We start from the raw sequence: 4,203 nt of genomic DNA, 5'->3' as shown, positions 1-4,203 counted from the left end.
AACCCCCCTTTCAAAGGGGGGCGAAGGGGGGATAGGGGGCGAAGGGGGGATGTGGTGAAGACTTCTGGAAACCTAGCTTATCGGAAACGGATTTCCGTATGAAGCGAAAATAGGAAGAGGAGAACTCCCCATTCTTCACTCTTCCCTCTCTCCTCTTCCCTGAAGAAGCTCCCCTTCTCCCTGGCTACAACTGTCCGAGAGCCTTATGCGTCTGAGGAACGACGCGCACGTGGGAAATCGTGCGTTTCATCATTGTTTGCCACGCCAGAACCCGCTCGGGGGAGGGGACGACAGCATCGCGAAAGGTATCTTTGCGTAAGGCTTCGTTTTGCGCCCGTAATACACCATTAAGGGGAGTGACGGGTTGGAGATAAACGGGGATTTCGGGAGCGATGCGGCTGACGAGATGGGCGACTCGTTCGAGTTCTTGGGCGAGGGTGCGATCGCACACGACAGTTTTTACGAAAACGGAGACGTTAGCCTCACAACAGAGTTTGAGGAAGGCTTCGTGTTCGGCCCAGTGCATTTCACCGCTGGAACTCGGAAGTTTGATGTCCATTCCCACTAAGTCGAGATAGGGAAGAATCAGTTTGAGTTGTTCGGGACGGTGGCCGCCGGTTTCGAGATAAATGGGCAGTTGCGTGCGATCGATCGCTCGAGGGAGAAATTCGGCTAAAAAAGGCGCGTGTAACAGCGGTTCGCCTCCGGTGATGCTGATGCTATCGTGAAGTCCCGGTCGGTTTTGTCGTTCGACCCAGGTTAAGAGAGTGTCGATCGAGACGGGGTTGGGATACGTATCGAAATCCCGCAAACCGGGAGTACGTTCGACGCGATAGGAGGCAGGAGCAAACCAGGTTTGGGCGCTGTCGCAGTACAGACACCGTAAGTCACACAGGGCAAAGCGCACGAAAATCTGTCGCGTTCCGACGTTAAGACCTTCACCTTGGATCGCAGAAAAGACTTCGATTAATCGGGCTGTCGTGGGGGGGGAGATCGTCATGGTCGGTGTGAGGTCGAAACAGAGAATCTTGGGAGGACTTGACTGCGATCGATTGTGACACAGAAGACGGGGAGAGCGGGCGATCGAACCGAGACAGGACAACACAAGAATGCGTATCAAACTGTCCTGTTAGCGTCACGAGACCTTAATGCTGATTTCCCTACGCCCGGTCTGGGAATCGGTCGATCGCCAATTTCGTCGGCGATAATATTAATTTTTTAAACAAAGTATTGACAAAGTCAGGATTTTTTTAAAAAAAATCTTCTAAATTTGAGATTGAAATTCGAGGCGATCGGGGGAGCAAAATAGAGCTATTACCTCTCGAGACTGCGGTTTGAGTTTTGGGTGGTAACATGGGTTTTCCCTTCTGGCGGTATTATCGACGATCTGTTTCTGCTGAAGAAACACCCGCTGATGAGACCTTGTATGGCACAGTTAAGAGGGGAGATTTTCATCGATGCGATCGATTGGAGTTAGTCTAATTCGGCTTTGACGGCTTAGCCTGGATTCCCATTTTAGAGAGGGTGTCGGAAACTCCACTCGCGGGTTTCTTTCTCGGATAAAGGCGATCGCGTTTACAATAAGTCTTCAAGGGAGAATTTGTCGTGATGGGTACAAGACCAACTCGAACCGGGGCCGATCGTCAACTGAGTTCCATCACTTTGATATAATTCCCAATGAGGAAACTCTTGAGTCATGACGGAAAAGGTATAAACGCTCAAGTTGTTTTCAAAAGTCAGTCGAGTATCCCAAAGCGGTCGAAATAATTCCACAGAAATCAGAGCGTGACGGTTAAGGTCTTTTAAAAGAAATTCGAGCGATTCGGGTTTGTTATAACAGCTTGCCACGATCTCGTTATTTTTTTCGACTCGCCAATAGCAAGAATCGGTCAAAAGAAACCATTCTTCCAGCTCTCGATCGATTTTGTTGCGACAGGAGAAAGATGGATTTGGAGAGGTTCGATCGATGTTAGCTTCAAAGACTAGAACGAGACAGCGATCGCTATCTAATATGGCTCTCCTCGGTGTTTTCCCGAGAAGAGGCGTTAGTTTTTCTCGAACAGTCTCTAAATCTGCTTGTAAAATTGTCATAATTCAGTCGTCTTTGTAGAATTTTTAGGCTCAGAACTCTTGTGATAAGACCAACTCGAATTTGAACCAAGGGACAAAACGTAACCGTTAGGCATGAAGAACATCCAATCATCACACTCATTATAGTTGATTGGAAACGTTCGTAAAATTATTTCATTGTCAAAAATAAAAATTGTCTCTCCAAAAGGGTAAGAAATCTCTACAGATGTCATAATTTGTCCCTCGAGCTTTTGCAATGCAAATGCAATTTGAGATCGATCGTCATTTGAACCCGCTAAAACGCGATCGCCTTGTTCGATGCGCCAGCCACACATATAAATCCACAGCCCCCATTCGCCGCGATCGGGTAAAGGGGTTTTTCGGATTCTTTTTAAACGGGTACTTTTAATTGGTTCGGGTGGCAGTTTTTTGCCAAAGTTAAACGTCAAAAAGCTGCCAATTCCCTGCCAAGGCTGCCATAGCTTTTCTTGTTTGGATAAAAAAGGAGCGAGTTTTTTTTGAATCTCATCTAGATCCCTTTTATTTAGTGCCATACACTTTGATTTTTGATTTTGTAGCTTAACATACTACAATGTTTTGTATTAAATTTCAATTGCTCTCAATTAAAGATTACTATTTTTAACAAAAATAAAAATTTGTTGGCTTGAATGTCTGATACTCCATCTTTTTTCGATAAGCTAGGTTTTAAGAAGTCTTCACCACATCCCCCCTTATACGGAATCCGTTCCCGATAAGCTAGGTTTCAAGAAGTCTTCACCACATCCCCCCTTATACGGAATCCGTTCCCGATAAGCTAGGTTTCAAGAAGTCTTCACCACATCCCCCCCTTAGCCCCCTATCCCCCCCTTCGCCCCCCTTTCAAAGGGGGGTTGGGGGGATAGATAGGGGGGTGGGGGGGGGGGGGGGGGCAGTGTTTGAGTCCTCGACTCCGCTCGGACTCAACGCTGAGCGAAGTCGAAGCGAGCGAAGTCGAAGCGAGCGAAGTCGAAGCGAGCGAAGTCGAAGCGAGCGAAGTCGAAGCGAGCGAAGTCGAAGCGAGCGAAGTCGAAGCGAGCGAAGTCGAAGCGTTGAAATTCGGATTTCGGATGACAGATTCTTCAGGAATTCTTCAGGTTATCTGGAAATTTAAATGCTCGATCGAACTCAGACGAAAAATGAAATGTACTTACTTTTTTAAACCTTTTAAAAAAGGATTTGCAATTGTATTGTGTGTGCTTATGTTTTAAAAAAATTAAAGCTCAGCCAGAAGCTTAAAAAAGTAAGAGTATTTTCTTAAATATTTTTTAAAATTCATTAATTGACATTCTTTAAAAAATATGCTATTTTAATCTCTGAGTTTTTTTTGATTCATGCTGCTAGTCAATTATAATTTATAATTTTTCGAGCAGTTGTTTATTTATAGTGTGAGAAAAAATAAAATGAATCATCGAATCGGATTAGCAACAACTTGCCTGAGAATTAGCTCGCTTTTATATCTAGCGCTGGCCGCGATCGTAACGCTCGTCGTGGAAGATGCTGCTGCGAAAGTGGCGATTTTTATAGCCTGCTTGGTATTCGTTTCTATAATTGAATTTATACGTCGTGGATTGAAGCGCCGTAAATTTTGGGCGTGGGTGGCGGGAATCGGTATTTTTGCATTGTATATTCCCTCTTTATTTTTCCCACTTGGCGCGTTGGGAATGTGGGGTTTATTAGATAAAGGATCGCGTCGAGAGTTTAAAATCAGGCAAAATTCAGATTAAAGTTGGCTCGATCGAATATTTTAGCAACTCTCCCAAATCCAGATTTTTTGAGAATAAATGATTTCCTGAGTTCCGGTTTTCCAGTCTAATATTTCTAGAATCTTGGAGATCCTGGAGATTTCGAGAGCAACATCGATCGATCTTAGAAAGATCGGTCTAAAAAAAGATTACCAGACAACCTGAAGGCGATCGCGCTACAGTTTTAAATAACGGCGACAGAAATTGATGAAAACTTTAAGTGGCTTATGACAAAATTTCATCTCGATCCATTCTCCTATGATACTCCATCCTTTTCCGATAAGCTTAGGTTTCAAGAAGTCTTCACCACATCCCTCCTTAGCCCCCTATCCCCCCTTCGCCCCCCTTTGAA

5 protein-coding genes are annotated in these 4,203 nt (G+C 44.9%); 2 read left to right on the top strand and 3 right to left on the bottom strand.

The annotated features are described in order from the left end of the window. Positions 1-184 precede the first annotated feature (184 nt). The 3 genes from GEI7105_RS0106230 to GEI7105_RS0106220 form a co-directional block, all read right to left on the bottom strand. Complete coding sequence (locus tag GEI7105_RS0106230; RefSeq protein ID WP_017659617.1) at positions 185-1,000, bottom strand: 7-carboxy-7-deazaguanine synthase QueE; 816 nt, start codon at positions 998-1,000, stop codon at positions 185-187. 575 nt (positions 1,001-1,575) lie between these two features. Next, positions 1,576-2,091 (bottom strand): hypothetical protein, encoded by a 516-nt coding sequence (locus tag GEI7105_RS0106225; RefSeq protein WP_017659616.1) that lies wholly within the window; start codon positions 2,089-2,091, stop codon positions 1,576-1,578. Next, positions 2,088-2,624, bottom strand: a complete 537-nt coding sequence (locus GEI7105_RS0106220; RefSeq protein WP_017659615.1) for a hypothetical protein — start codon at positions 2,622-2,624, stop codon at positions 2,088-2,090. Before GEI7105_RS0106220 ends, GEI7105_RS0106225 begins: the two co-directional genes overlap by 4 nt. 381 nt (positions 2,625-3,005) lie before the next feature. Between GEI7105_RS0106220 and GEI7105_RS0106215 the strand changes: the two genes are divergently transcribed. Together GEI7105_RS0106215 and GEI7105_RS0106210 are read left to right on the top strand one after the other, a co-directional pair. Beyond that, on the top strand, positions 3,006-3,317 hold the full coding sequence (locus GEI7105_RS0106215) for a hypothetical protein (protein ID WP_017659614.1): 312 nt from the start codon (positions 3,006-3,008) through the stop codon (positions 3,315-3,317). 192 nt (positions 3,318-3,509) lie between these two features. Then, positions 3,510-3,833, top strand: coding sequence for a hypothetical protein (locus tag GEI7105_RS0106210; protein WP_144053691.1), 324 nt, complete (start codon positions 3,510-3,512; stop codon positions 3,831-3,833). Positions 3,834-4,203 lie beyond the last annotated feature (370 nt).

Origin of the sequence: Baaleninema simplex PCC 7105 (genome assembly GCF_000332355.1) — a bacterium.
Taxonomy (GTDB): domain Bacteria; phylum Cyanobacteriota; class Cyanobacteriia; order Cyanobacteriales; family Geitlerinemataceae; genus Baaleninema; species Baaleninema simplex.
The sequence above is the reverse complement of the archived record's forward strand: the minus strand, read 5'-3'. Positions and strand labels throughout refer to the sequence as shown.